At 41.6% G+C, this 23,765-nt stretch carries 20 protein-coding genes; 15 read left to right on the forward strand and 5 right to left on the reverse strand.

Features of this window, described 5'->3' with window-relative positions; translation table 11 throughout:
• Positions 1 to 2: 2 nt before the first annotated feature.
• Complete coding sequence (locus tag OQ289_RS04385) at positions 3 to 1,181, reverse strand: glycosyltransferase family 4 protein (protein ID WP_270089572.1); 1,179 nt, start codon at positions 1,179 to 1,181, stop codon at positions 3 to 5.
• A 350-nt stretch (positions 1,182 to 1,531) separates the two neighbouring features.
• On the opposite strand from OQ289_RS04385, the gene OQ289_RS04390 reads away from it, so the two are divergent.
• Complete coding sequence (locus OQ289_RS04390) at positions 1,532 to 2,407, forward strand: endonuclease/exonuclease/phosphatase family protein (protein WP_270089573.1); 876 nt, start codon at positions 1,532 to 1,534, stop codon at positions 2,405 to 2,407.
• A gap of 6 nt (positions 2,408 to 2,413) precedes the next feature.
• Here OQ289_RS04390 and OQ289_RS04395 read toward each other — a convergent pair whose 3' ends face one another.
• The gene (locus tag OQ289_RS04395; RefSeq protein ID WP_270089574.1) at positions 2,414 to 3,655 is read right to left on the reverse strand and encodes a carboxypeptidase-like regulatory domain-containing protein; all 1,242 of its coding nucleotides are present in this window, start codon (positions 3,653 to 3,655) and stop codon (positions 2,414 to 2,416) included.
• The gene (locus tag OQ289_RS04400; protein WP_270089575.1) at positions 3,648 to 4,226 is read right to left on the reverse strand and encodes an RNA polymerase sigma factor; all 579 of its coding nucleotides are present in this window, start codon (positions 4,224 to 4,226) and stop codon (positions 3,648 to 3,650) included. Before OQ289_RS04400 ends, OQ289_RS04395 begins: the two co-directional genes overlap by 8 nt.
• 236 nt (positions 4,227 to 4,462) lie before the next feature.
• On the opposite strand from OQ289_RS04400, the gene OQ289_RS04405 reads away from it, so the two are divergent.
• Together OQ289_RS04405 and OQ289_RS04410 are read left to right on the forward strand one after the other, a co-directional pair.
• Entirely contained in the window at positions 4,463 to 5,278 is an 816-nt protein-coding gene (locus OQ289_RS04405; RefSeq protein ID WP_270089576.1) for a metallophosphoesterase family protein, read from the forward strand.
• Positions 5,259 to 5,888: a hypothetical protein gene (locus tag OQ289_RS04410; RefSeq protein WP_270089577.1), complete on the forward strand. Its 630-nt coding sequence runs from the start codon at positions 5,259 to 5,261 to the stop codon at positions 5,886 to 5,888. The genes OQ289_RS04405 and OQ289_RS04410 overlap by 20 nt, the downstream gene beginning before the upstream one ends.
• Before the next feature lie 7 nt (positions 5,889 to 5,895).
• On the opposite strand, the gene OQ289_RS04415 is transcribed toward OQ289_RS04410, so the two are convergent.
• On the reverse strand, positions 5,896 to 7,287 hold the full coding sequence (locus OQ289_RS04415) for a LutB/LldF family L-lactate oxidation iron-sulfur protein (protein WP_270089578.1): 1,392 nt from the start codon (positions 7,285 to 7,287) through the stop codon (positions 5,896 to 5,898).
• A gap of 249 nt (positions 7,288 to 7,536) precedes the next feature.
• Positions 7,537 to 9,294 carry an aspartate--tRNA ligase gene (gene aspS / locus OQ289_RS04420; protein ID WP_270089579.1) on the reverse strand — a complete coding sequence of 586 codons (1,758 nt, stop codon included), beginning with the start codon at positions 9,292 to 9,294 and terminating at the stop codon, positions 7,537 to 7,539.
• Between the two features lie 475 nt (positions 9,295 to 9,769).
• On the opposite strand from aspS, the gene mraZ reads away from it, so the two are divergent.
• Genes mraZ through ftsA form a run of 12 tightly spaced genes read left to right on the forward strand, consistent with a single transcriptional unit; the run spans position 9,770 to position 23,743 of the window.
• The gene (gene mraZ, locus OQ289_RS04425; protein ID WP_270089580.1) at positions 9,770 to 10,243 is read left to right on the forward strand and encodes a division/cell wall cluster transcriptional repressor MraZ; all 474 of its coding nucleotides are present in this window, start codon (positions 9,770 to 9,772) and stop codon (positions 10,241 to 10,243) included.
• Complete coding sequence (gene rsmH, locus OQ289_RS04430; RefSeq protein ID WP_270089581.1) at positions 10,236 to 11,150, forward strand: 16S rRNA (cytosine(1402)-N(4))-methyltransferase RsmH; 915 nt, start codon at positions 10,236 to 10,238, stop codon at positions 11,148 to 11,150. The genes mraZ and rsmH overlap by 8 nt, the downstream gene beginning before the upstream one ends.
• 12 nt (positions 11,151 to 11,162) lie before the next feature.
• Positions 11,163 to 11,573, forward strand: coding sequence for an FtsL-like putative cell division protein (locus tag OQ289_RS04435; RefSeq protein ID WP_270089582.1), 411 nt, complete (start codon positions 11,163 to 11,165; stop codon positions 11,571 to 11,573).
• Positions 11,574 to 11,589: 16 nt separating this feature from the next.
• Positions 11,590 to 13,713, forward strand: a complete 2,124-nt coding sequence (locus OQ289_RS04440) for a penicillin-binding protein (RefSeq protein ID WP_270089583.1) — start codon at positions 11,590 to 11,592, stop codon at positions 13,711 to 13,713.
• A 10-nt stretch (positions 13,714 to 13,723) separates the two neighbouring features.
• Positions 13,724 to 15,181 carry a UDP-N-acetylmuramoyl-L-alanyl-D-glutamate--2,6-diaminopimelate ligase gene (locus tag OQ289_RS04445; RefSeq protein WP_270089584.1) on the forward strand — a complete coding sequence of 486 codons (1,458 nt, stop codon included), beginning with the start codon at positions 13,724 to 13,726 and terminating at the stop codon, positions 15,179 to 15,181.
• A gap of 7 nt (positions 15,182 to 15,188) precedes the next feature.
• A complete protein-coding gene (mraY, locus tag OQ289_RS04450; RefSeq protein WP_033564844.1) occupies positions 15,189 to 16,433 on the forward strand; it encodes a phospho-N-acetylmuramoyl-pentapeptide-transferase in 1,245 nt (414 codons plus the stop codon).
• A gap of 2 nt (positions 16,434 to 16,435) precedes the next feature.
• Positions 16,436 to 17,809: a UDP-N-acetylmuramoyl-L-alanine--D-glutamate ligase gene (murD, locus tag OQ289_RS04455; RefSeq protein WP_270089585.1), complete on the forward strand. Its 1,374-nt coding sequence runs from the start codon at positions 16,436 to 16,438 to the stop codon at positions 17,807 to 17,809.
• 36 nt (positions 17,810 to 17,845) lie between these two features.
• Entirely contained in the window at positions 17,846 to 19,045 is a 1,200-nt protein-coding gene (locus OQ289_RS04460) for an FtsW/RodA/SpoVE family cell cycle protein (protein WP_033564846.1), read from the forward strand.
• A gap of 13 nt (positions 19,046 to 19,058) precedes the next feature.
• A complete protein-coding gene (gene murG, locus OQ289_RS04465; protein ID WP_270089586.1) occupies positions 19,059 to 20,156 on the forward strand; it encodes an undecaprenyldiphospho-muramoylpentapeptide beta-N-acetylglucosaminyltransferase in 1,098 nt (365 codons plus the stop codon).
• 4 nt (positions 20,157 to 20,160) lie between these two features.
• Complete coding sequence (gene murC, locus OQ289_RS04470; RefSeq protein ID WP_270089587.1) at positions 20,161 to 21,516, forward strand: UDP-N-acetylmuramate--L-alanine ligase; 1,356 nt, start codon at positions 20,161 to 20,163, stop codon at positions 21,514 to 21,516.
• Entirely contained in the window at positions 21,506 to 22,333 is an 828-nt protein-coding gene (locus OQ289_RS04475; protein ID WP_270089588.1) for a cell division protein FtsQ/DivIB, read from the forward strand. The genes murC and OQ289_RS04475 overlap by 11 nt, the downstream gene beginning before the upstream one ends.
• 36 nt (positions 22,334 to 22,369) lie before the next feature.
• Entirely contained in the window at positions 22,370 to 23,743 is a 1,374-nt protein-coding gene (ftsA, locus tag OQ289_RS04480) for a cell division protein FtsA (RefSeq protein WP_270089589.1), read from the forward strand.
• Positions 23,744 to 23,765: the final 22 nt, after the last annotated feature.

Below are 23,765 nucleotides of genomic sequence, written 5' to 3' on the forward strand. Positions count from 1 at the left end.
GGCTATGCAGATTGGTATTTTTTTTGGCTAGGTGTTAACACCCCCGCACTCTCACTAAGGTCGTCAAAATAGGTGTTTGCTAGATGTTGCCAATTGTATTGCTTACTGTATTTTAGAGCTGATTTTTTGATTTTTTTTCGTAATCCCTGATCATCTATGAGCTGCTGTATACGGAAAACGTATTCGAACGTATCTTGGGCTTTGCATTTGAACCCGTTAATCTCATCTTGAATAAAATCCGAACTACCACCTTGGTCAGCCGTGATACAGGGCAGTCCCGAGGCCATGGCCTCGATAACCACATTTCCATAAGTCTCCGTAATAGATGGGAAAAGAAATAGAGTTGCTGAAGCATATATTTTGGCGAGCTCTTTATGAGAGCGTTTGCCTAAAAAATGAGCATCAGACATCTGCTGCATACATGCAGCTTTAGCTGTACCGTCGCCCACGATGATGAAATTGCAGTCCAAGGCCAATGCACGGCAATGTTGGTAAATTGCAATCAGTGTTGTGAGATTTTTCTCCCACTCTAATCTGCTTACGAACAGGATGTTGGGTTTTTTATTTTGGGTAATCTTGCGGATGTATTTGAGGTCCTTTTTTCGAGGTGAAAACAACTGCGTATCAATTCCTCTTTGCCAGAGTGTAAGCCTTTCTGGGTTAATTCCGATACTGGTCAACTCTTTTTGAATTGTTTTTGAGGGGATATACACTTTCGAGCATTTGTTGTAAAAACGAACAGTCTGTTTAATGAATTGCTTCTTTGTAGGGGTGATAAGAAAGGGCGTTTTCTTGAGGTAGTAATCGATATAGCTGATAAAATGGGTATGGTAAATGCTTATGGTAGGAATCTCATTTTTTTTTGCATATTGGAGGGCATAATTTCCCAACATCGAGGGGGTAGCGATATGGATTACATCCGGCTGAAATTCTTTCAATTGTTTTCGAATACTCTTTTGGGCTATTGCCGGTACGGCTAATGTGTAATTTCTATTAAAGGGGATGTGAAAGGCTGGTATTCTAAGTGATTTGAACGAGTCAAGTTGTTCTGGCCCTGTTCCGTATATGAAGAAAAATTCAAATCTACTGGTGTCAATCCTGTTGATTAATTGAAACATGGTGCGGGAGGCTCCATCGAAGTCTTCAATCATCATTTCTGCGAAAAAAGCAACTTTTATCATCCTTGATGTTATTTAGCATTTGCCAATGATACATATATCATATAGCCTCTTCATTAACTCAATATTATAAATATGTTGATTTTTCTTTAACAGTATGTAATCGAAATATAAACGCAACGTCTAGAATATAAGCATGTTGACGCTTTTTTAAATATTTGGTTGTTAAAATCTTAATTTAAAATTAGGGTATAGGTTATATGGACTGTCTAATTTTATGAAAACAATGATGAGTAGTTATGTACCTTCACTATCCTAAGTTACCGAAGCGGAGATGGATCTTAATTTTGATCCCACTTTCTTTAACATTTGTCGCTTGGAACCTGACGCATACCCTACGACCGGCATCGTCTATGAAACGAACACCCACCTTACCATCAACGGTCAATTGGATACCTACGGACGCAAAAGAAGGTGTGATTTCTTTACTAACGTATAATATTGCCGGATTGCCAGAGCCCCTCTCCAGTGCCAAGACACCGCGAGGTAGAAGTATTAGAACGATAGGTGAAAGATTAAATCAATTTGATGTGGTCAATGTACAAGAGGATTTTAATTATAATGACGAGCTGTACTCAAGTGGAAATAGTCATCCATTTCGTACCAAATCTATGGGAAAGGTTCCGTTTGGAGATGGATTGAATACGCTTTCTAGATTTCCGATTTCTGAGTTGAGGAGAGTCAAATGGAGCGATTGTACAGGAGCGGATTGTTTCACACCGAAAGGCTTTAGTTATGCTAAGCTTCAATTGGCGAAAGAAGTATGGGTCGATATCTATAATGTGCATGCAAATGCACAAGATTCAAAAGAGGCTAGTGCTGCTAGACGGAAGAATATGAGGCAACTGCTCGAATTTATGGATGTACATTCAAAAGGACAAGCTGTGATATTAATGGGTGATTTCAATGCCAATTATCGTTTTGAACTTGACAATATTCGTGATTTTGTTGTTAAAGCAGGTGTGCTTGATACTTGGGTGTATCTTAAGAATAAGGGCCGTATACCACGCGTGGAAACTTCTTTTAAAGCGTTAGAAATGCTGCATGTACATGATAATTGCGAGACAATAGATAAGATAATATTTCGCAATAGTGAAAGGATCCATTTTACACCACAAAGTTATAAAGTTGAGATTGATGCCTTCAAGGATAGGGTCGGTATGCCGTTGTCTGATCATCTCGCAGTCGGGGTGACCTTACATTGGGAGTATTGTACTCGGAAAATATGAGCGTGACTAGTTGGACTGAAAATCTATCGTGAATAAGATGATTTCGCTTGGATTGTTCATGGTTGCTCGCCATTTTGGTCCATTTTTGATAATTTCGACAGCACGCTGATCTAAAGTGGAGTTGTCGCTGCTTTTTACTTTGATATTGACAGGACTGCCCTCCACATCTATTTTAAAAGATAAGGTTACCGCACCCGTCGCTCTATACACAAACTGTTTGGTTGCTTCTTCCACATAATCGTTGTAGGCACTCCAGCCCATTATGGGTTGTGCTTTGCCGAATTTGATTTCTTTCCGTAATGGATTATTGGTTGTTGGAGAATTGTTGCCGATGATAATGCCTTCGGGTTTTAGTTTGATTCTTCCGTTTGCAAGTATATTGGAGGGCACTTGCTGTGTCTGGTAGCCTATTGCCCGAACTTCCACCAATGGATTGGCGGTACTGGACGATAACTTGAAATCTCCAGTGGAATCTGTGACCGCGGCATCTTTGGAGTTCTTTACTTTAAGTGTCGCACCGTATAGGGGCTCTCTTGTACTATTGTCTACTACTTTGCCTGTAATAAGCTTCATTGAAGAGCCATTGGGCGATAATTCCGAAATTTGGTCTGCTTCTCTAAAAGCTGTATTGGCAGCAAGCCTGTTGCTTCGGCTCTTCCTGATGACAAAATTAGAATCTAAAGAGCTGGCTTGTCGCGGACTTCCCAATGTGATTGGTGAGGGAAGTGCTTTCGTTTTTTCGACATTCGTATTTGTCTTAGATCTTGATTTTTTACTAATTTCTTCCTGAATTTTGGGGTAATTTGTCGTCGCATCAGCCAATCGAGAAGTTGAATCGCCGCCCATATGATTGATGTAGTTCTCCACTGACATGTTAGACTTGGAGTCGGGTAGTTCGGGCGTTGTTTCAGCAGCAGAATTATCTTGTGAGGCCAGTTGTTCTTTACTTTTTGGTGAAAAGGTGAAATAAGCCCCAATACCCAGACATAGTATTGCCGTTGCTGCAATCGACCAGGTTTTCCAATTAAAAATAGATACTGTTTTTTGAGGATGGACGCGTCTCTCTATACGCTTATGTATATCCGCAAGCGGTGCCTCTTGGCCTATCACACGTTGCTGCTCCATACCCATGAGAATATCCATTAGCATAGGATCATGCTCTGCTTTATACTCCAGCTCATACATTTCACGAGCACTAAGCTCGCCCTTGTGATAGCGCCGAATTAAATCAAAATCTATCTTACTCATGTTCATGGGCCGCCTCCATACAATTTTTCAAGTTCCGTTTCCCATTTTGGATATAGCTCTTAACTTCTTTAAGGCTATAGCCAGTTATATCTGATACTTCGTAATAACATTTTTCATTTAAGAAAAAGAGGTCGATACTTTTTTTCTGTTTCTCTGGAAGTTTGTCCAAACATTGTTCCAATACTGTTAGTTTCTGTTCTCTATTTTCCACATTAGTGTCTTGATGCATATCGAAGGGAAATTCCACAAATTCGTCAAGAGAAATGTGTTGTTGATGTTTTGAGGCCCTCAAAATCATCAAGCAATGGTTCCGGGATAGTACATAGAGCCATTTTGCAAAAGATTGGATTTCTTGTTTGTTAACTTTTGTAACAAGTTCTTCGAAAATGTCCATTACAGCATCTCGACTCCGCTCACTATCTTGAAAATAGCGTAAACATACGTAATAGACCATTTCGGAATGGTCTTGATAGAGTTTGCCTAAATAAGACAGGTCTCCTGTATCTCGATAGTTCTTGAGGAGTAACTGCTCATTTGATTCAAAAAGTGTGGATATGCCGCTGCGGTTCATCTTCGGGGCTCAAAATAATTCATTTTTCTTGTTTATGGAAATTTTTATTGTATTCGATAGGTGAATAGCATTTGTTATAATGCCGAACCTTAAGGGCATGTGATTCAAAATAGTTTCTTTTTTTTATGCAGGGAAACTAGGTGAGGAATGTAATAGCATGCAAAATAACATTAAACTGACTTTTTGTATTTGTATGGTCAGTATATTTGTTTTGTTAGTTTTTGTTTCCTTTTTATATGTTTAAAGCAGTATATTTTAGTGTTGTCTTTTTGACTTTTTTGGTTATAGTTGGTTGTGAGCGATTGGAATATAGTCCAAACCAGATTTTTGATAAGTATAGTCCTCGAGATTTGAATGCGAAAAATCTAGAGAAATTGTATGCGGGGGAGGATACAGCGGATGATACTATTCGGTTTGTATTGACAGGTGATACACAGCGTGCCTATGATCAAGCTGCTCGATTGGTAAATGTCGTTAACAAGATTGAAAAGTTAGATTTCGTCTTTCTCAATGGTGATATTTCTGATTTTGGATTGCTTCAAGAGATGAAACTTGTGGCAGAGATTTATAACGGTCTCAAGGTGCCGTATATCAGTGTGATCGGGAATCATGATTTGGTAGCCAATGGTCAAGCGGTTTTTGAGCGCATGTTTGGAAATCGAAATTTTAGTTTTGTCTATAAGGGTGTCAAATTTGTGTGTCACGATACAAATAGTAGAGAGTATCATTTTGATAAAACTGCTCCTAATATACCTTGGCTAGCACAAGAATTTGCGGTTGGAGCAAATGTTTCTGGAATAGTCGGTGTATCTCATGTCCCTCCTATTTCTGATGATTTTGACCAAGAAAGTCGGCAACAGTACGAACGAATGATTGTAACCCATCCGAAATATGTCGCCAATTTCCATTCGCATGTCAACAATCATTCTGTTTCCTATCCTTTGGATGGAGAGATTCCTTTTATCGTTTCAAATGCGATAATTAATAGCGAGTTTTTGTATGTTGAAATGGTTGGTAATAAGTTAATCTGGTATGAGAATGTGGCGTATTAGTCTGTTGTTGATGGCGGTTTGGTTATTGTCCGCTTGTGTATTTGCGCAAGATGTGGTTATAGATAGTGTTGCCGAGTCGGGAGGGAAGTGGTGGTTGCCAACTAGTGGAGTGCTGCAACATGCCGGAAGTATTGGTTATATCAGTGGCGGTGTGGGATACAACCTCAATAAAAGAGGAAGGACAACCTTGGATTTGCTATATGGTCATGTGCCTAAGTCGAAGGGAGGACCTCTTAATATCTTTACGGCAAAGATTGCTTGGCGTCCCTTTTCCGTAAAGCTTTGGGATTGGGGAATCCTTCATCCGTTGAATCCCGGTTTTTTTGTGAGTTACCACGGGGGGCGTCATTTCGACTCTAAGTGGGATGACAATAATTACCCTAAAGGATATTACTGGTGGTCGACTGCAATCCGCCCCCATATTTCCATATCGCATGAAGTTATACTATTTCCCAAAATGATTAAGAAATCAATACCTCTAGAGAAAATAGGTCTTTATGTGGAGTACAATGCTAATGAATTGTATTTAATCAGTCATTTTCAAAATAAAGAGGTTAGCACCATTCAGAAGACATTCAAAATGGGACTTGGTATCCGTACTTATTTTTAAGATGTATTTATTTGTTTAATTCTTTCTGCTGGTCCTTCCATTGTTGAGCAAAGGATTTATCAGCTAACCGAGGGAGATTTCTTTTACTTCCCCATGCTTTCTTGAAAAAATTGCGAAGGATAAAGTTTTTAAACTTGCCACCAAACATATCAATCAGCTTCCTTTTCCGGATGAAATAGGTGAAGCCCTTCCATGCTCTCTTCTCCATTGCAGGTGCTAGATTTTCTTGCACAGCATCGCGACGATTTAGAAGCAACATTTTCTGGATATCTATACCTACGGGGCATACCTCAGTGCACTTGCCACATAAGCTGGACGCGTAGCTCAAGTGTTTGAATTCTTTAAGCCCATGTAAATGAGGTGAAATGAGTGAGCCTATAGGTCCGGAGTACGTCGTGTCATACGTGTGACCTCCAATGTTTTGGTAGATGGGACATACATTGAGGCAAGCGCCGCATCGTATACAATACAGTCCTTGGCGCTGCTCTTTTTCGGCCAATAAAGTGGTACGACCATTGTCTAACAGGACTACGTACATGTGTTCGGGACCGTCAGCATCACCCGCTTGTCTTGGGCCACTTAGGATGGTGTTGTAGACTGTCAGGTTTTGACCTGTTCCATGTGACGCTAGTAGTGGCCAAAATAAATCTAGGTCGGTCATACTGGGGACCATCTTCTCAATGCCTACTAATGCGATGTGAACTTTTGGAAAGCTGGTGGTGAGTCTTGCATTGCCCTCATTTTCGGTAATAGCTATTGCCCCACTGTCTGCAATTAGGAAGTTGGCGCCTGAAATCCCAACGTCTGCTGTCGTGTATTTTTCCCGTAGAAGTTCGCGAGCTTTCATGGTCAGCTGTTCTGCGGTGGAGTCTAGTGGAGTGCCAAATTTATCATGGAACAACTTCGCTATATCTTCTAGGCTGAGGTGCATGGCCGGGGTGACGATATGATAAGGCTTTTGACCCAATAGTTGGATGATAAATTCTCCAAGGTCACTTTCGATGGGCTCAATTCCCTTGTTTTCTAAAAAATGATTCAGCTCTATTTCTTCTGTGGCCATCGATTTGGATTTGATGACCTGCTTTGCGTCGTGAGCTTGCATGATTTTCCAAATCTCTTCTCTCGCTTCCTCTGCGTCATTGGCCCATATTACCTTCCCTCCGCGTGCCGTAAAATTAGCCTCAAATTCAGGGAGCAAACGATCCAGATTTTCCATAACCTTCCACTTGATTAAGTTGGCCTTTGTTTTGGAATTCTCTAGATTGAAAAATTTACTTTTCCCCTTCTCAAACGCAATATTATATTTGTCAATATTGGTATTGATGATATCACGATGTCTTTGATCAAAAGATTTAGACGAGCTTTCCTTAATAAATTTTTCGGCAACCGTTTGGGACATGAATTTATTACAGTTTTTAGTGTTATTACAAAAGTAAAAAAGTTGGCAGTTAATTACCAACTTTATAAAGATAACGTTAAACTTAGAAAAAATTGTGTTTGTATACAATATAGTTGTTAGGTATACAAATCTTGTTTTTTTCTTTTGAGTGTGCGGTTTGTCACTGTATTAGCTGTCCCACACTTGGATATTTGTCAAGTTAGAAGCTAAGCAGCTGAATGTACATACACATAGTAGCCCGGATTGTGCCTATGATGGGGTCTTCTGGTTCAGCACCAAGCTTAATTCTTTTAATTGTGCTTGATCTATCGTTGAAGGTGCATCAATCATCACATCCCTTCCAGAGTTGTTCTTTGGGAATGCAATCACATCTCTGATGGTATCTAAGCCCGCAAAGATTGAAGCCATACGGTCGAAACCGAACGCTAAGCCGCCATGCGGAGGTGCGCCAAAGGTAAATGCTTCCATTAGGAAACCAAATTGCTTTTGCGCTTCTTCTGGAGAGAATCCTAGATGCTTGAACATCAATGCTTGCAAGTCTTTGTCGTGTATTCGGATAGAACCTCCACCAATTTCACTTCCATTAAGAACGAAGTCGTATGCATTTGCTCTAACCTCTCCAGGGTTGGAATCTAATAAGGGGATGTCTTCTGGTTTAGGTGAGGTGAACGGATGGTGCATAGCATGATAGCGTCCCGTCTCTTCGTCCCACTCCAACAGCGGGAAATCTAGGACCCACAGAGGTGCAAATTTGTTCTTGTCGCGAAGACCTAGTTGGTTTCCAACTTCCAGTCTTAATTCATTAAGTTGTTTGCGGACTTTATCTTGAGGGCCCGCCATGATAAGGAATAGGTCGCCAGGTGTAGCCTCAAATGCAGAAGCCCAACTTTTGAGATGTTCTTCTGAATAAAATTTGTCAACAGATGATTTCAGTGTTCCGTCTTCATTGTAACGCGCATACACCAGTCCCGAAGCGCCTACTTGTGGCCGTTTTACATAGTCGGTCAAGGCGTCAAGCTGCTTGCGTGTATAGTGGGCGGCACCTTGGACATTGATACCCACGACAAGTTCTGCTTGTTCAAATACTGGAAAACCTACCCCTTTTGTGAGTTTGTTAAGCTCAACAAACTGCATCCCAAAGCGAATGTCAGGTTTGTCTGAGCCGTATAGACGCATAGCGTCTGCATATGTCATGCGTGGGACGCTTCCAAGGTCTACACCCTTTATGGTCTTGAGCAAGTGACGGGCTAGTCCCTCAAACATATTTAAGATATCTTCTTGTTCTACAAATGACATTTCGCAGTCTATTTGTGTAAACTCGGGCTGTCTATCGGCTCTAAGGTCTTCGTCTCGGAAACATTTTACTATCTGGAAGTATCGGTCAAACCCGGAGACCATAAGCAACTGCTTAAATGTCTGTGGAGATTGGGGTAGTGCATAAAACTCGCCTGCATTCATCCGGCTTGGAACTACAAAGTCACGAGCTCCTTCTGGTGTGGATTTGATTAATACAGGGGTTTCTACCTCAATAAAATGTTGTTCATCTAAATACTTACGAACTTCTTGCGCCATTTTGTGGCGCAGGATTAAATTTTCTCGGACAGGGTTGCGACGTAGGTCTAAGTATCTGAACTTCATGCGTAAGTCTTCCCCTCCGTCTGTTTCATCTTCGATGGTGAAGGGCGGTAATTTGGATGCATTTAATACGTCCAGGGAAGTAACTTTGATCTCAATGTCTCCGGTAGGGATCTTGGGGTTTTTGCTGGACCTTTCAATAACCTGTCCATGGACTTTAATGACAAATTCTCTGCCTAATTCGCGTGCTCCAATGCGAAGTTGCTCATCATCATCAGTGTTGAATGCCAATTGGGTCACTCCGTATCTGTCGCGCACATCGATAAATGTCATTCCTCCTAAATCTCGGGACTTTTGTACCCAACCGCTTAAAGTGACCGATTTGCCTAAATCCGAAAGTCTAAGTTCGCCGCAAGTATGTGTTCTGTGCATGTTGATTTAAATGTTTATCCTGCAAAATTATCTGTTTTGGAGGAGAATAAAGAATATTGCCCCGTATTATAATTGAAAATGTTCACTACAATCAGGAGCGGTGTGTGTCTAGAAAATGAGGTGTTCCATCGACGGTAATTGGCTCGTCTGTGGAGGGGCGGAAATCTTGCTCCACTTTGCTCCACTTTTGGGATAAAAGTCTCAAAAAAAGGAGTTTTTAGGAGCAAATTGATTTTGAACGCTCGGTTTTTTTAGTGTTTAATAAAATGTTTTTGAGGTTGAACCGAAATTAAAATGGGTTCAAAATGTTTATTTAATCGATTGTATTGTAGTCTTTTATTGATGTTTTGGTGTCGTTGGTGAGTGTGTTTGGTCGTGTTTTTACTATGTGGAAAACTTTTTTGTGGAGGATTGTGGGGGAAAGTGGGGGAAAGTGTATACTTTTACATCAAATTAGAATAGGATAGTTAGCTAAATGAATCATCTAATCGGAGAATTTGAATGCAAGCTTGACACCAAAGGAAGAATGGTGTTACCCGCAGCGCTCAAGCGGCAATTGCCGAATGTTGAGCGTGATGGGCTTGTTGTGAACCGAGGATTTGAGAAACATTTGGTTTTTTATACTCGCGAAGAGTGGAACGTAATCACGGCGAAGTTGGCTAAGCTCAATCAATTTAATGAAAAGAGTCGGATGTTCGTGCGGGCGTTTACGCGAGGGGCGACGGAGTTAACGTTGGATTCGGCGGGGCGTGTATTATTGCCAAAAGGATTGTTGGAGTATGCTAACATTAACACTGAATTGGTATTGGCATGTCAGTTTAATAAAATAGAAGTGTGGTCGAAAGAGGGGTACGAGGAGTTGATGAACGGAGGGTTGGGCGATGATTTTGCTGCTTTGGCAGAGGAAGTGATGGGCGGAATGGATTTTGGAGGATTAATGAATGAGTGATGTTTACCACGTACCAGTAATGTTGAAAGAGTGCATTGATGCGCTCGCTATAAATCCAAATGGAACCTATGTGGATGTGACTTTTGGCGGGGGAGGGCATTCGCGTGAGATATTGAAACATTTGGGGTCTGGTGGGCGTCTGTATGCTTTTGACCAAGATCCGGATGCATTGAAGAACGTGATTGATGATGATCGATTTGTCTTGATTCATCAGAATTTTAGGTTTTTGAAAAATAATCTTCGCTTGAATGGGGTGAAAGCTGTGGATGGGATTTTGGCTGACTTGGGTGTCTCTTCGCATCAGTTTGATGCTGCAGATCGCGGGTTCTCGATTCGGTTTGATGCGGAATTAGATATGCGGATGGATCAGGTCTCTGATTTGGACGCTAAAAAGGTGTTGAATACATATGCTGAGGAAGACCTGCATCGGATTTTTGGTATGTACGGCGAGATTATGAATGCAAAATCACTGGCCAAAACTATAGTCACAGCACGATTGAGTGGTGAAATTTCGACAGTGGCCGAGTTGAAGGGTCGGATTAAAAAGCTTGTTCCGAAAGGGAAAGAACATAAATATCATGCGCAAGTTTTTCAGGCACTTCGTATTGAAGTCAACCAAGAGCTTGCGGCCCTTCAAGATTTTTTGATGCAGACTATATCGGTCTTGAAGCCAGAAGGAAAGCTGGTGGTCATGTCTTATCATTCTTTGGAGGATCGGTTGGTCAAGAATTTCATGGCCAAGGGCAAATTTAAAGGAGATGTGGAGAAGGATTTTTTTGGAAATGAAATCAAGCCTTTTCGCGTGATTACACGTAAAGCCATTACGGCATCTGAAGAAGAATTATTAGTGAATAATCGGTCTAGGAGTGCAAAACTGCGTGTGGCTGAAAAAATAGATATATCGTAAGGAGGGGGGGGTATGAAGCGCAATACAATAAAGCAGAAGGAATTAAGTGAAGAGGTTCAGGAAGAACTGCAGGATACAGTAGAGGAAAAAGCGGAAGAGACGAAGGATTTTTTGAAATCAATCTTTTCTCCACAAAAGATTACTACGTATGCTGTGGTGAAAAACTTGCCTTTTGTTGCCTTTGTTGCTTTTTTGGCGTTGCTGTATATTTCGAATAGACACCTCGCAGAGCGAACGGTGAGGCAAATCGATCGATTAGGGAAGGATGTGAAAGAATTGGGGTGGGATTATAAGTCGTTGTCTGCCGAATTGATGAAGAGGAGTACACAGTCGGAAATTGCAAAACGGGCCGATACCTTGGGGTTGAAGGAACGGAAAGAGCCGCCAATTAAAATCGAGGTGATCATAGAGGAGAAAAAGTAAATTAAGTTAAATAGGCATGAATATTAGAAAATCCATACTTCTAAGAGTGTATCTCGCATTCGGCCTAATGGTGTTGGGGGCATTGATGGTATTTGCTAAACTGGTGCATTTGCAATATGTGGACGGAGGTAAGTGGAGGGCTATTTCGGATAGTTTGACAATACAGGAGAGAGAAGTTGAGGCAGCACGCGGGAATATTTATTCTAACGATGGCAGTATTTTGGCCACCTCGATTCCTGAGTATGATTTGCGCTTTGACGCGATGGCCATATCTGAAGAGGATAACGATATTTTTAACGCAAAGGTGGATTCGTTGGCTTATAGGCTGTCTACCTTCTTTAAGGATCGATCTGCGCGTCAGTATTTAGCGCATCTCAAACAGGCTAGGAGCAAGAAGCAGCGTTATGTGCTCATTATGCGTGAGGTGAGTCACCAAGACTTAAAGATTGTGAAGGATTTTCCGCTTTTTAAGTCGTTTAAAATAGGGAAAGACAAGTATTCGGGTGGATTGATTGCGGAACGTCATAACAAGAGAATCTTACCGTTTACCAATCTCGCTGCTCGAACAATTGGATATAAAAATACAAAAGGTGACTCTATTCTAGTCGGACTAGAAGGGGCTTATGGTCAATATATTGATGGGCGTAGCGGCAAACGATTGGTGCAGCGTATAGCTGGAGGAGTGTGGGTGCCTGTCAATCGAGATATGGAAGTGGCGCCTGTAGACGGCTCGGATATCATCTCGACAATAGATGTCAATATGCAGGATATGGCACAACGAGCGCTAGAAAAGCAATTGCAGGTTGTAGATGCAGATAATGGATGTGTGATATTGATGGAGGTGAAGACTGGTGAAGTAAGGGCGGTAGCCAATTTTACCAGAGATGAACACGGAGTATTTAGGGAGAAGTTTAATTATGCTATTGCACAATCCGCGGAGCCCGGATCTACATTTAAACTGGCATCCTATCTAGCACTGATCGATGATGGTAAGATAGATTCGTCTACCACGGTGGATGTGGGGAACGGAACGTATAAAGTCCCAGGGCATACTATCAAAGATTCGCATGCCCCGCGTAAATCGATTATGTCGGCAAAGTATGCATTTGAGCAATCTTCCAACGTGGCCATTACCAAGTTGGTGAATACGCATTACAAAGATAATCCAGCGAGGTTTACCTCGAAATTATTAGATATGGGATTAGGAAAACCTTTGGGTCTCCAAATTCCGGGGGAAGGTAATCCCGTAATCAAGACTCCTAAAGCGAAATCATGGAGCAAACTGTCATTGGTGCAAATGGCGTATGGGTATGAATTGTTAATGACTCCTTTGCAAACACTGACTTTGTATAATGCTGTTGCTAACAACGGAAAGATGATTGCACCTCTTTTTGTTAAGGAGATACGTCATTTAGGTAATACGGTTGAGAAATTTGATGCGCGTGTGATAAAGGAGAAAATAGCGTCTGATCATGCGATTTCCGAAGTGAGGGGTATGATGGAGAGTACGATGATAGAGGGGACGGGTAAATCCTTGCGAAATCCGTTGTATACTTCCGCAGGAAAGACGGGAACTGCCCAAATCGCGGATGGTGCTCGGGGATATAGCCAGCGTAAATATCAATCTTCTTTTGCAGGATATTTTCCAGCTGAAAATCCAAAGTATTCCATCATTGTGGTGATTCGTAATCCAAGAAAGGGATACTATGGGGCATCGACGGCAGGTCCCGTATTTAAAGAGTTAGCGGATATGGTTTTTGCAAATGACCTCTCTATGCATGGTACGTTTGCTTCGAAAAAGGTGATTCCGGCAGGGGAGAAGATGCCGCTTACGCTGAAAGGTTCAAGAGAGGCATCGATGAAAGTATATGAAGGCTTAGGTATTAAATCGTTTGATTGGAATGCAGCGGCTCAAGGTGTAGTAGATACTTCGAGACGTGGGATTCCTTTTACGGATGTTCAGATAAAAGAAGGTGTTGTGCCAGATGTGAAGGGAATGGGGTTGATGGATGCGCTTTATACAATGGAAAATGCGGGCTTTAAGGCTTACATTTCAGGTAAAGGCAAAGTCGTCGAGCAATCCTTAGTCCCAGGTTCCAAACTGAAGTATGGAACTCAAGTGGCAATAGTGTTGAATTAAAGAAAAAGCAATGAAGAAACTCAAAGACATATTACATGCTATTCCTGTACAGGAGGTAGTGGGTCAGCTTGATGTTGAGGTGGTCTCATTGTGCTTTGATTCGCGTTTGGCAGTAGAAGGCAGTCTTTTTGTTGCCATAAAAGGAGTACATACCGACGGTCATTTGTTTTTAGACAGAGCAGTCGAGCTAGGGTGTAGGCTAGTGATGGTAGAGGTGATTCCAGATGTAAAGATTGATGGTGTGACTTATATTATGGTTGCAGATACTGCCTATGCCTTAGGTATCGCAGCCAGTAACTTTTATGATAATCCGTCAGCAGATTTGAAATTGGTGGGGGTGACTGGCACAAATGGAAAGACAACAATTGCGACTTTGCTATTCAATCTTTTTGATAGATTGGGTTATCACGTGGGCTTGTTGTCTACTGTTCAAAATCAGATTGGTGATCGGATAATTCCTGCGACCCATACCACCCCAGATCCTATTGCGTTAAATCGGCTTTTGCGCGAGATGGTCGACGAGGGGTGTGACTATTGTTTTATGGAGGTGAGTTCGCATGCAGTTGTGCAACAACGAATTGCAGGATTGCGATTTGCGGGAGGGATTTTTAGTAATATCACGCATGATCACCTCGATTTTCACCTAACATTTGATAATTATATAAAGGCGAAGAAGAAGTTCTTTGACGATTTAGATCGTTATGCGTTTGCATTGACAAACGCTGATGAAAAGAACGGAGCGGTGATGTTGCAAAATACTTTTGCGCATAAAAAGAATTATGGACTTAGAAGCAATGCTGATTTTAAGGCAAAGGTTATTGAAAGCCACTTCGATGGAATGTTGCTGAATATTGATGGGCATGAAGTGTGGGTGAAACTTGTCGGTGGATTTAATGCTTCCAATATTATGGCCGTGTATGGTGCTGCCATCCTTTTGGAGCAAGAGACAATGAAGGTGTTGACCGCGTTAAGTCAGATATCAGGTGCTGAGGGTCGTTTTGAGGTTATAAGGGCTGAAAATGGAATTATCGGAATCGTGGATTATGCACATACTCCTGATGCCGTAGAAAATGTGTTGAGTACAATTCAGCACTTGCGCCAGAAAGGCCAACATATCATTACAGTGTTGGGTTGTGGAGGAGATCGGGATAAAACAAAAAGACCTGAAATGGCTGCAGTTGCAGCCAAGATGAGTGATAAAGTCGTCATCACATCTGATAATCCGAGAACAGAGGATCCCTTGCAGATTATAAAAGATATGGAGGGTGGTGTGCCGGCAGATAAAAAGAAGAATGTCTTTTCTATAACAGATAGAAGGGAGGCAATACGTGCAGCCTGCCACTTGGCACAATCAGGGGATATCGTGCTAATTGCAGGTAAAGGGCATGAAAAATATCAAGATGTAAATGGCGTGAAAAACCATTTCGACGACAAGGAAGAATTGGAGAAAACGTTTAACGAACAATAAAGAAGAGATGCTATATTACTTATTTACATGGCTAAATGAACATGTCCACATTCCAGGGGCAGGATTGTTTCAATATATCTCCTTCCGTACGGCAATGGCGGTTATCGTGTCTCTGATTATTACGACAGTATACGGTAGTCGCTTGATCAAGATGTTGCATGACAAACAAGTGGGTGAGACAATTCGTGATTTGGGATTAGAAGGGGAAAAGAAAAAGCAAGGCACGCCAACTATGGGGGGGCTTATTATTATTGCTGGGATCCTGATTCCTACATTACTGTTTGCCAAATTGGATAATATATATATCATTCTGATGATAGTAACCACGCTGTGGATGGGGGCTATCGGTTTCTTGGATGATTATATCAAAGTGTTTAAGAAGAATAAGGAGGGGTTGCAAGGTAAGTTTAAGGTAATTGGTCAGATTGGACTCGGCATCTTTATCGCTGTTACCATGTATTTTCATCCAGAAATCGTTGTCAGGCAGCAAGTGGCTCATCCTAGTTCGTTAAAACCTGTTGAAGTATCGATTAACAGCCAGACGGGTGAAAAATACTATACTGAAAATGTCAAGTCCAGTAAAACGAATATTCCTCTGTATAAGAACAATGAATTTGACTATGCCAAAGTGCTTACAATGTTTGGGTTGAAGGGCGATATGATCACGTTTATGGTTTTTCTGGTCATGGTGGTTATCATCGTGACCGCTGTATCCAATGGTGCTAATATTACAGATGGTATTGACGGACTGGCTGCAGGAACATCGACAATCATAGGTATCACCTTGGCAATTCTGGCCTACGTCTCTGGTAACGTCATTTTTTCGGACTATTTGAACATAATGTATATCCCCAATTCTGGCGAGCTGGTCATTTTCGCAGGTGCATTCATTGGAGCCTGTACCGGATTTCTATGGTATAATGCATATCCTGCTCAGGTGTTTATGGGTGATACGGGTAGTTTGACCATAGGGGGAATTATTGCGGCATTTGCAATTTTGATTAGGAAGGAGCTCTTGATACCTGTATTGTGTGGCGTGTTCCTTTTGGAAAATGTATCGGTTATCATGCAGGTGAGTTATTTCAAATATACAAAGAAGAAGTATGGTGAAGGAAGACGTATTTTTTTGATGTCCCCCCTGCATCATCATTACCAAAAGAAGGGATATCATGAAGCTAAGATTGTCACGCGATTTGTTATCGTGGGGGTGATATTGGCAATTTTGACAATTGTTACGCTTAAAGTAAGATAAGAATGGGAAATATCTCAAATATATATTACCCTCAAAGTGGAAAACTGATTGTCCTTGGTGCTGGAGAAAGCGGCGTGGGCGCAGCTATTCTGGCTAAGGATAAGGGTTTTGATGTATTGGTGTCGGATAAAGGAGCGATTACTGAGAAATATCTTCTGGCGTTGGAGAGGGAGGGTATACGATATGAGTCTGGTCAACATAGCGAGGTCGAAATACTGGGTGCTGATTTAGTTGTAAAGAGTCCTGGAATTCCAGAAAATGCACCTTTGATAAAGGCTTTGAAAGCTAAGGGTATCCCTGTTATTGCGGAGATTGAGTTTGCCGCTCAATATACGGACGCAAAACTATACTGTATAACAGGTTCAAATGGTAAGTCTACAACTACTATGTTGACGTATTATATGTTGCAAAAGGGAGGGGTAAATGTAGGGTTGGCTGGAAATATAGGGAAGAGTTTTGCGCTACAGGTGGCACGCGAAGATTTTGATGCTTACGTGCTAGAGATTTCGAGCTTTATGTTGGATGATATGTTCCACTTTCGGGCAGATGTAGCTGTGATACTAAATATTACACCCGATCATTTGGATCGCTATGATCACAAGATGGACAATTACGTGGATTCTAAGTTTAGAATGGTTCGTAATCAGACAGCGCGCGACTATTTTATATACTGTCTTGATGATGAAGAAACAGTTAAAGGTCTAAAGAGACATCATACTCCAGCTGTCGCCCTGCCCATAACGCAGGAGCAAATCGTAGAAAATGGAGCTTATTTGGACGGAGATAAAAATATTATAATCAATACCTCAAAAGGAGAACAATTTATTATGAATACAGAAGATTTGTCATTACAGGGCAAGCACAATGTGTATAACAACATGGCGGCAGGGTTAGTAGCAAAAGTACAGGAATTGAGGAATCGCTCCATGCAAGAAAGCATGAGTTCATATGTGAATATTCCGCATCGATTGGAACATGTAGCTTGTATCGGTGGTGTAAATTATATTAACGACTCCAAAGCGACAAACGTGAACTCTGTATGGTACGCGTTGGAAAGTTTTTCTCCTCAAATCGTCTTGATTATGGGTGGGGTTGATAAAGGAAATGATTATGAGATGTTGCGGGATCTAGTGAAGTCAAAGGTCCGTGCTGTCATTTGTATTGGAAAAGATAATACGCGCATCCATGAATCTTTTGAAGATGATACAGATGTGATTGTCAATAGTTCATCTATGCGAGATGCAGTAGAGATTGCGTCGCACTTGGCACAAAAAGGAGATACGGTGTTATTGTCACCTGCGTGCGCAAGTTTTGACTGGTTTAAAAATTATGAAGAACGGGGAGATAAATTCAAGGAAGCGGTAATGGCCTTGTAACGAGTAAGGGTGTCAACATTAAAAGAAAAGTGGAATATGGAACAACTATTTTCTAAGGCAAAAGGCGATCGCTGGATTTGGATAATAGTCATCATCTTGTCGGGGTGGTCGCTATTGGCTGTATACAGTTCGGTCGGAACTTTGGCATACAAGGAAGGTAAAGGAACGGAAATGTACCTGTTGAAGCATTTTTCCATCATCGCCATAGGTTTTATTTTAATGTACGTTTCCCATAAGGTCGACTATCGATATTACGCCGGAATATCCAAAATGCTGATGATTGTGACGATACCATTATTGTTGTATACATTGCTCTTTGGAAGTAAGGTAAATGACGCGAGTCGTTGGGTTACAATTCCGGTGATTAATCAAACCTTCCAAACTTCGGATTTGGCAAAATTGGCTCTGATTACTTTTTTAGCACGCATGCTCTCCCGTAAACAAGAAGAGATTAAAGACGTGAAGAAGTCATTTGTGCCAATAATGGGGTCGGTGTGTGTGATTTTTGTGTTGATTGCTCTTGCCAATCTTTCAACAGCATTGATGCTCTTTGGTGTAAGTATTTTGTTGTTGCTCATTGGTAGGATAAGCTTTAAACAAATTGCGGTCGTGAGCATGGGCGTGGGATTTCTGTTGTTACTAGTCATTTCATTTGGACCTCGGCGTGCGACCTACTATAGTCGAATCAAGTCCTATTTTAAGACAGAGGAAGTCCATCCTACAGAGAAGGTATCATTTCAAGATGATAAAAATTATCAGGCAAACAACGCTAAAATAGCAATCGCTACTGGTGGAGTTTTTGGAAAAGGGCCAGGAAATAGTATGCAACGTAACGTACTTCCGCACCCATATTCGGATTTTATTTTTGCGATTATCATCGAGGAATACGGGACTATAGGAGGAGTAATCCTGTTGGTATTGTATATTGTTTTGATGTATCGATGTATTCGTATTGTAACGATGAGTCCGCGTGCATTTGGGGCTTTTTTGGCGGCAGGGTTAGGTTTTAGCTTAACAATACAGGCGTTGGCGAATATGGCTGTTGCTGTGGGCTTGGGTCCGGTAACGGGAGTGCCATTGCCATTGGTGAGTATGGGAGGAACATCCATCTTATTCACGAGTGTCGCATTGGGGATTATATTGAGTGTTAGTCGGAATATTGAAGAATTAAAAGGTAAACAGGAGCTTGAGGAAACACCGAAGCCTAAGAAGGTAGTGGTCGGGACATTAGCTTAAAAGTATAAGTAGCATGGCAAAAAAGGTAATCATCAGTGGTGGCGGTACCGGGGGGCATATTTTCCCTGCGATAGCAATAGCTAATGCATTGTTGCGTTTGGATCCTGCTACAGAAATTTTATTTGTTGGGGCCAATGGTAAAATGGAAATGGAAAAGGTTCCTGCCGCGGGATACCAAATAGAAGGGTTAGATATCGTGGGGATTAATCGGCAGCAGCTTTGGAAAAATATTACATTGCCCTACAAGCTTTGGAGAAGTATGCGACAGGCGCGTGCGATTATTAAAAAGTTTAATCCTGATGTTGCTGTTGGTGTAGGTGGATTTGCTTCGGGACCCTTGTTAATGGTGGCGAACCGTCTCGGGATACCCACGTTGCTGCAGGAACAGAACTCGTATGCTGGAGTGACCAATAAGAATTTGAGTAGGAAGGCTGCCAAAATATGCGTGGCATTCGAGGGAATGGATCGTTTTTTTCCAGGAGATAAGATTTTATTGACAGGCAATCCTATTAGAAGGGCGTCGGTTGATATCGAGGGGAAGCGGGAGGAGGCCTTACATGCATTTGGACTTGAATCGACGAAAAGAACGATTTTGATTACGGGAGGCAGTCTTGGGGCGGGGACATTGAATACTTGCGTGAAGAATGGGCTGGACTTCCTTGTCTCAAATGATGTTCAAGTGATTTGGCAATGCGGAGGGTATTATCATGCCAAATTGGTGGATGAGTTAGGGACGATATTGCCATCATCAATTAAGTTGACGGCTTTTTTGCAACGCATGGATTATGCCTATGCTGCGGCGGATTGTATTATTGCTCGGGCTGGTGCAGGAACGATTTCCGAACTATGCGTCGTAGGGAAGCCTGTTATTTTGGTCCCATCACCGAATGTGGCCGAAGATCATCAAACCAAGAATGCCTTGGCCTTGGTCAATAAGAATGCTGCCATCTTGGTAAGGGATAGCGAAGCTACCAATACGCTGATTAAGTCTGCCGTGCAATTGCTCAAAGATGATAAGAGGCGAGAGGAGTTGGGTGTGAATATTAAAAAGCTTGCATTGCTGGATGCAGATGAGGTTATAGCAAAACATATTGTAGAATTAGCGAAGTAAGGGTATGAATATAGATAATATAAAAAGGGTTTACCTTATAGGTGTTGGCGGAATTGGGATGAGTGGGCTTGCTCGTTATTTCCATAAATTGGGATACCTTGTCGCTGGATACGATAAAACAGAAACTGATTTGACCAAACAACTGGAAGAGGAGGGGATGTCGATAATCTATCAGGATGAGGTAGGTCTTATTCCTGAAGAATTCTATCCAGTGGATGCCGGGACCCTTATCATCTATACGCCTGCTATTCCCAAGGAATTGACACTAAAGAAGTTCTTTGCGGAGGCTGGACAGGAACTATATAAACGGTCACAAGTGCTGGGGTTTATTAGTGCTAGTCGATTTACGATTGCGGTAGCTGGCACCCATGGTAAGACTACAACTTCGACCATGATAGCGCATGTATTAAAGCATTCGGGGTACGATTGTTCAGCTTTTTTGGGTGGAATCAGTACAAATTATAATAGTAATGTGCTGTTTGGTGACAATAATACCGTAGTGGTGGAAGCGGATGAATATGATCGTTCGTTTTTGACTTTGCATCCTAATATTGCCATCGTGACGTCTGCAGATGCCGATCATTTGGATATTTATGGAGATGAAAGCCATGTGGTAGAGTCTTTCTCTCTATTCTTAGATCGTCTGGTAGACGGCGGCACACGAATCGTGAAAGTAGGATTGCCTTTTGAAAGTGAATTAAAGTATTCAGGAAGTGGAATAGGGGATGTGTACGCTGAAAATATACATGTAAAAGAGGGCGAGTTCTATTTCGATTATGTGCATGCTAATGGTCGCATCAATGCCATACATCTAGGAATTCCGGGTATTCATAATGTAGAAAATGCCGTAGCGGCGATTACAGTTGCGCGGCTTTTAGAAATTGAAGATGCTGCTATCATTGCTGCATTAAGTGCATTCAAGGGTGTAAAGCGTCGGTTTGAATATATTGTAAAGAAGCCGGAGGCGATATATATTGATGACTATGCGCATCATCCGGAAGAGTTACGTGCTTTCCTTTCTTCTATGCGCAAGCTATATCCAGAAAGACAATTAACGGTTGTTTTTCAGCCTCATTTGTATACAAGGACGAGGGATTTTGTAGCGGGTTTTGCGGAAGTGCTGGCGATGGCTGATGAGCTGTTGTTGATGGAAATATATCCTGCAAGGGAGCTTCCTTTGGAAGGGATTACCTCGTCGTGGTTGGCTGAAAAAGTGAAGCTAAAAAATAAACGTGTATTAACGCCGCAGGAAGTACTAGATGTCATTTCATCTGAAAAGCCCGAGCTGGTGGTCACTGTAGGTGCTGGTGATATTGATAGATTGGTCAAACCATTAAAGGAGATAATGAATGCTAGATAAGTTACGTAACATACGATGGGGAGCAGTTTGCTATGCTGTGCTAGGGCTATTGGCTTTGGTAGGCCTCGGTATGTTAATGTCTCTTATTGGGAAAAAGGATAATACGCAGGTCTGTACGGATCTAAAAGTGATGATTGAGGGGAAGGAGACTTTTATCGATCAAAATGATATTTCCAAATTGATAGACAAATCATATGGAGCAGTTCGTGGAAAGGAACTGAGCACTATACCAATCCATAGTATTGAAGAAAGCTTAGAAAAATTGCCCTATGTTTCTTCTGCTGAAATACATATGGATATGGATGGTGCATTGCAGGTCAAAGTGCGGCAACGAGAGGTGTTAATGCGTGTGATTAATAGGTCAGGGAAGGATTTTTATGTTGATCCGAATGGATTGAAAATCCCAGTGACCTTAAAGTACGTCCCTCGCGTAATGGTGGCTACAGGGAATATAGCTGAGGGATACAAGGAGCCCTTAGAGCCTATTTCATCTGCTACGTTGAAAGATTTGCTAGAGGTTGTCAAGTATGTGAACAAAGATGAATTATGGGGTAACCAAGTCGTTCAATTGTTTGTCAATACGGATATGGATATCGAATTGATTCCTCGAGTAGGTACTCAAGATTTGATAATTGGTGATGCGGACTCATTGGATAGCAAGTTTCAGCGATTGAAATTGTTCTACAATGAAATCCTTCCAAAGGTAGGTACGGAAGCCTACAACAAAGTAAACGTGAAGTATGCGCATCAAATCGTGTGCGAACGAAAAGGGGCTTGGACTATTGATAGTGCGCAAGTCGTTAAAAAATTGCAATAAAGGAAATAATAATATACAGCATTAATACACAGGAATATGAAACCAAGAGTTACAGACAACGAAAAAGAGAATCCAATTATCGTGGGTCTCGACATCGGTACCACAAAGATTTGTGTCACCGTTGGACGTCGTAGTGGTACGAACAAAATTGAATTATTGGGCGTGGGAAAAGCAGAGTCTGCGGGTGTCAACCGTGGGGTGGTAGCCAATATTCAAAAGACAGTAACCAGCATTAAGGAGGCTGTGGCATTGGCAGAGGGGCTGTCCAATGTAGATATTAAAGTCGTCAATGTAGGAATTGCAGGCCAACATATCAAAAGTATACAACATCGTGGTATCCTGACCAAAAATGATGATGATGAAGTGGGTAGAAGGGATATCGAAAGGTTGATATCCGATATGTATAAATTAGTGCTGCCTCCAGGAGAGGAGATTATCCATGTGCTTCCCCAGGAGTTTACAATCGACAACGAGCCCGGTATCAAAGAGCCTGTTGGGATGGCGGGTAGGCGCATTGAAGCTAATTTCCATATTATATCAGGGCGTGTCACTGACATTAAGAATATCAAGAGATGTGTGGATTATTCATCTTTAGAAGTTTCTTCGTTGGTGTTGGAGCCTTTAGCGTCTTCCGAAGCTGTATTGGATGAAGACGAAAAGAATGCAGGAGTTGTGTTAGTGGATATTGGAGGAGGAACTACTGATGTTGCGATTTTTCATGAGGGAATCATCCGTCATACCGCTGTTATTCCTTTGGGCGGAAATATCGTTACTGAAGACATCCGTCAAGGATGTTCGGTTCTAAGAAACCAAGCTGAATTATTAAAAGTAAGATATGGCTCTGCTTTAGCTGATGAAAACAAAGAAAACGAGGTTATCTGTGTTCCTGGGATTCGTGGTAGAGAAGCTAAAGAAATTTCTGTCAAAAACTTAGCGTATATCATCCAGGCTCGTATGGAAGAAATCATCGAGCATGTATATTATGAAATTAAATCATCTGGTTATGAAGATAAGCTTATCGGCGGTATCGTAGTGACGGGTGGTGGAGCGCAGTTAAAGCACCTGGTGCAACTTGTCGAGTACATTACTGGAATCGATTGTCGAATTGGATATCCAAATGAATATCTGGCGAAGACGGATTTATTGAACAAGCAATTGTTTGATGAGTTGAAAAGTCCACTGTATGCAACCGGTATTGGACTTTTGATTAAAGGTATACAAGCTATTGAGGATGAGGAGGAAGCGGAGCAAGAAGATACAATGAAACGAGTGGCAAAGAGCAATGGACCTGGGGTGAAAGATATTGCCGAGAAACAGCAAAAGAAGGAAGGTTGGTTAAAAAAGTTTTTGACCGAATTTATCAAGGACGATACCGGAATTGATGATGATACCTTTATTGGAAAGAAATAGTTTTCAACAATCAGGGATTTTT

The organism is Sphingobacterium sp. SYP-B4668 (genome assembly GCF_027627455.1).
In the GTDB taxonomy this organism is placed as follows: Bacteria; Bacteroidota; Bacteroidia; order Sphingobacteriales; family Sphingobacteriaceae; genus Sphingobacterium.